A 4,036-nucleotide genomic window follows, 5' to 3' on the forward strand; every position below is an offset into this window, starting at 1 on the left:
GAACGGCGTCGGCTACGCAAATTATCCGGACAATGTCGTGGCCGCTTTCGTGAAGCAGGCCGCGAAGGAGGGCATGGACCTCTTCCGCGTCTTCGATTGCCGATCGCGACGTCCAGCCCGTCGGTCGCCGCCGCGCCGGCCGTCGCCGCCAGTGCGCCGACGAGCAGGGAGAGCAGAGCCGGGCGAAGCAGGCGCGTCCGCGGGCCGGAGAGCGAAGCAGCGGCCCTGCGCGCCGTCACGCCACCCTCACATAGCCCATCATGCCGCTGTCCTGGTGTTCCAAGAGGTGGCAGTGGACCATCCACGCGCCCGGCTCGGGCGCGACGAAGGCGATGGTGACGCGGTCCTTCGGGGTGAGCAGCACGGTGTCGGCGAAGTGGACCGGCAGGTCGGCGCGGGTCGACTTCACCACCTTGAAGGTCGCGCCGTGCAGGTGGATCGGATGCACGTGCGGGGTCTCGTTCGAGAGCTCCGCCACGTAGGAGCGCCCTGCCTGCAGCGTGAACAGCGGCGGCGGCAGGCGGGAATGGCCGCCGGCCGGCCAGGCCTGGCCGTTGATGCTCCAGTTGACGCCGTTCGCGGCGCACAGGCTGTCGAGCAGCGCCTGCGATAGGGGGTCGTCGTCATCGACCGCAAGCGCAGCCTTGCCGCCCGAGGCGGTCGCGAAGGCGAGCCGCAGCCGCCCGGCGCCCTTCAGCCTCGGCTCGGGGATCGCGCTGCGGGTCAGCGGCGCCGGGTCGAAGTCCCGCCTCGGCCGGGCCGCGCCCGTCCCCACGAAGGTCGCGAGCGTCACCGGCTCCGCGGCGAAGAAGTCGATCAGCCGTCCCTCGGCGCCCTCGGCCGGCGCCCGCACCACGACGTCGAGCCGCATCGCCGGCCCGAGCCGCCACTCGCTCAGCGGAAAGGGCGCGATGGGGTTGCCGTCGATCGCGACCACGGCCGCCTCCATGCCCTCGAAGCCGACGCTGCCGACGCGCGTCGAGTCGAGGTTCAGCAGCCTGAGCCGCACGTCGCCGCCCGCCGGGATCTCGAGCCGCGGCGCGACCTCCGCATTGGCGGTCCGGACCGTGCCGAAGGTGCCGGCGCGCAGTTCGCCCCGCCGCGTGGCGAACGGCAGATAGCCACCGGTGTTCGGGTCGAGCCGCCAATCCTTCAGCACGAGCGCGAGGTCGGCGTCGTAGGGACGGCTCTCGTCGCCCTCGACGATCATCACGCCCGCAAGCCCGCGGCCAAGCTGGGCGACGGTGTCGCAATGCGGATGAAACCAGAAGGTGCCGGTGTCGGGCGGCGTGAAGCGGTAGGCGTGGCGCTCGCCGGGCCGCACCGGCTGCTGGGTGACGTAGGGCACGCCGTCCTGGTCGTTCGGGATTCTCAGCCCGTGCCAGTGGATCGAGGTGTGCTCCGGTAACCGGTTCTCGAAGTCGATCGAGAGCGTCTGGCCCTGGCGGATGCGCACCAGCCGGAACGGCGTCTCGCCATAGGTCCAGATCGGGGTCGCGGGCCCGTCCGGGCCGAGCAGCCGGGCGGGCTTTTCGGCGGCGACGAGCGAGACCCTCACCTCGCCGGAGGCAGCCGCTTCGGTCCTTTCCGGCAGCTCCGCGGGAGCGCGCGCAAAACCCCGCGCGGAGACGAGCGCCGCCCCGGCGACGGCGAGGCCGCCGCCGAGCAGCATCCTGCGGGAGAGAGCGTTCGGCATGGAGGACGTCCGGATGGGCCGCCGCGCGGACGGCCTGAGGACCGGTCCGGGAGCATGCCCGCGGACCGGCCGAAGACGCTTACTGCGTCACCTTCTCGGGACTGTCGAGGCTGTCGGAGCCCTCGACGGTGATCTTGACGCCGAGCTTCGCCACCACGGCCTCGATGCCGCGCGTCTGCGCGACGAGGGCGTCGATCACGTCCTGGACCAGCTTGTTCCCCTCGGCGTTGCCCTCGCCGATCATCTGGTCATAGGCCATGCCGCCGTCGGCCTTGTCCTTCATCGCCTGGGCCTTGGCGAGCGTCTCGTCGAACAGCGCGTCGAGCTTCTTCGCTTCCTCGGGGGCCTTGGCCTCGGCGTAGGCCTTCGGCGAAGGGCCCTCGACCACCGTGCCGTCGAGACGGGTGTACTTGCCCCGCCAGATCTCGGTCATGCCGAGGATGTCGTAGAAGTGCGAGTTGTGGGTGTTGTCCGAGAAGCAGTCGTGCTCCTCCTCCGGGTCGTGCAGGATGAGGCCGAGCTTCATGCGCTCGCCCGCGAGCTCGCCATAGGACAGGCTGCCGAGGCCGGTGAAGATCGGCGCCAGCGCAGCCGGGCCCTTCTTCTTCATCAGCGCCGCGCGGGCCTTGCCCTTCGGCCCCCAGAGCCTCTCCATCGCGGTCAGGTCGTCGACCAGAAGGTCGCTCGCCGCCTTGAGATAGGCGGCGCGGCGATCGCAGTTTTCATGCGTGCAGCCGGCGCCTTGGACGTAGTCGCTCGCCGGGCGGTTCCCGGCGCCGGGGCCTGTGCCGTTGAGGTCCTGGCCCCACAGCAGGAACTCGATCGCGTGGTAGCCGGCCGCGACATTGGACTCGACCTCGCCGGCCTCGTTCAGCGAGGCCAGCAGCTTCTTGTCGATCCTGGAGGCGTCGACCGTCTTGCGGCCTAGCTTGAATTTGGGGTTCGCGATGACGTTGAGCCGGTAGTACGGGTTCTCGTCGGAGGTCTCGCCATAGCTGGCGTCGACATAGTCGATCAGCCCCTCGTCGAGCGGCCAGGCGTTGACCGCGCCCTCGAGGTCGTCGACGGCCTTGTTGCCGAAGCGGTAGCCCTCGGTCTGCTGGTACGGCGCACGGGCCGCGATCCACGCCTTGCGGGCTTCGGCGAGCGTCTCGTCGGTCGGATTGGCCAGGAAGGCGTCAACCTTGGCGTCGAGCTCCTTCGCGGTGGTGACCGAGTCGCCATACATCGCCAGCGCGATGTCGGCGTAGGTCTTGACGACGTCCTTCGGGGCCGGCGCGTCGGCGAACGCGGCCGTCATCGCAAGGGCGCTGAGGCCCGCCCCCGCGAGCGCCGCGATCCATCTTCTGGTCATCCGCCTGTCTCCCCTGCCCCGGCGCGCGCATCGCGTCGGGGGCCACGGAGAACCTGCTCCGGGGGGAAGTCAATCGACCCCTAAGAGCCTTTGATCCTTGGCGTTTTTCTGCGCCGGCGTCGACTTTGAATAAGTCCAGACAGTGCGGGGGCGGGACTGACCCGCCCCTCGGGCCTAGCGTTCGATGACGATCCTCGGGGCCGCCCGGCCGGGGGCGCCGGTCGACAGCCGCGCCCACAGCGCCTCGGCGATGCGGCCATAGGCGGCGGCGTATTCCGAGTTCGGCGAGGAGGCGACGATCGGCGCGCCGGCGTCGGAGGTCTCGCGGATGTCGAGCGCGAGCGGGACCTCGCCGAGGAACGGCGTCCCCATCGCCTGCGCCTCGGCGCGCGCCCCGCCATGACCGAACAGATGGGCGTGGTGGCCGCAGTTCGGGCAGTTGTAGTAGCTCATGTTCTCGACGAGCCCGAGGATCGGCACGTCGACCTTGCGGAACATGGCGACGCCGCGCCGCGCGTCCGCGAGCGCGAGGTCCTGCGGGGTCGAGACGATCACCGCGCCGGAGAGCTTCACGCGCTGCGCCATGGTGAGCTGGGCGTCGCCGGTGCCGGGCGGCATGTCGACGATCAGCACGTCGAGCTCGCCCCAGGCGACCTCGGTCAGCATCTGGGTCAGCGCCGACATCACCATCGGCCCGCGCCAGATCATCGCCGTGTCGGCCTCGACCAGGAAGCCGATCGACATGATCTTCAGGCCGTGGGCCTCGAGCGGCTGCATCATCCGGTTCTCGACCTGCGGCCGCGTATGCAGCGCGAACAGGGTGGGCACCGAGGGGCCGTAGACGTCGGCGTCCATCAGGCCGACGCGCAGGCCCTGCGCCTTGAGCGCGAGCGCGAGATTGGCGGCCGTCGTCGACTTGCCGACGCCCCCCTTGCCGGAGGCGACGGCCACGATGTGGCGGACGCCCGGAATTCCGGCGCCCCGCG

General features: G+C 70.7%; 3 protein-coding genes. All 3 read right to left on the reverse strand.

Annotated features, from left to right (window positions below; translation table 11 throughout):
- Positions 1–235: 235 nt before the first annotated feature.
- Positions 236–1,696, reverse strand: coding sequence for a multicopper oxidase family protein (locus ACIKT0_RS14300; protein WP_407105990.1), 1,461 nt, complete (start codon positions 1,694–1,696; stop codon positions 236–238).
- 79 nt (positions 1,697–1,775) lie between these two features.
- Positions 1,776–3,050, reverse strand: a complete 1,275-nt coding sequence (locus ACIKT0_RS14305) for an imelysin family protein (protein WP_407105991.1) — start codon at positions 3,048–3,050, stop codon at positions 1,776–1,778.
- A gap of 174 nt (positions 3,051–3,224) precedes the next feature.
- Positions 3,225–4,036: Mrp/NBP35 family ATP-binding protein (locus ACIKT0_RS14310; protein WP_407105992.1), on the reverse strand; the 812-nt coding region annotated here is incomplete at its 5' end.

It is taken from the genome of Hansschlegelia beijingensis, assembly GCF_045505405.1.
GTDB classification, from domain to species: domain Bacteria; phylum Pseudomonadota; class Alphaproteobacteria; order Rhizobiales; family Methylopilaceae; genus Methylopila; species Methylopila beijingensis_A.

Excerpts from the sequence above, each read along its gene's own strand:
- ACIKT0_RS14300 (WP_407105990.1), bottom strand. The coding sequence starts at position 1,696 with ATGCCGAACGCTCTCTCCCGCAGGATGCTGCTCGGCGGCGGCCTCGCC.
- ACIKT0_RS14305 (WP_407105991.1), bottom strand. The coding sequence starts at position 3,050 with ATGACCAGAAGATGGATCGCGGCGCTCGCGGGGGCGGGCCTCAGCGCC.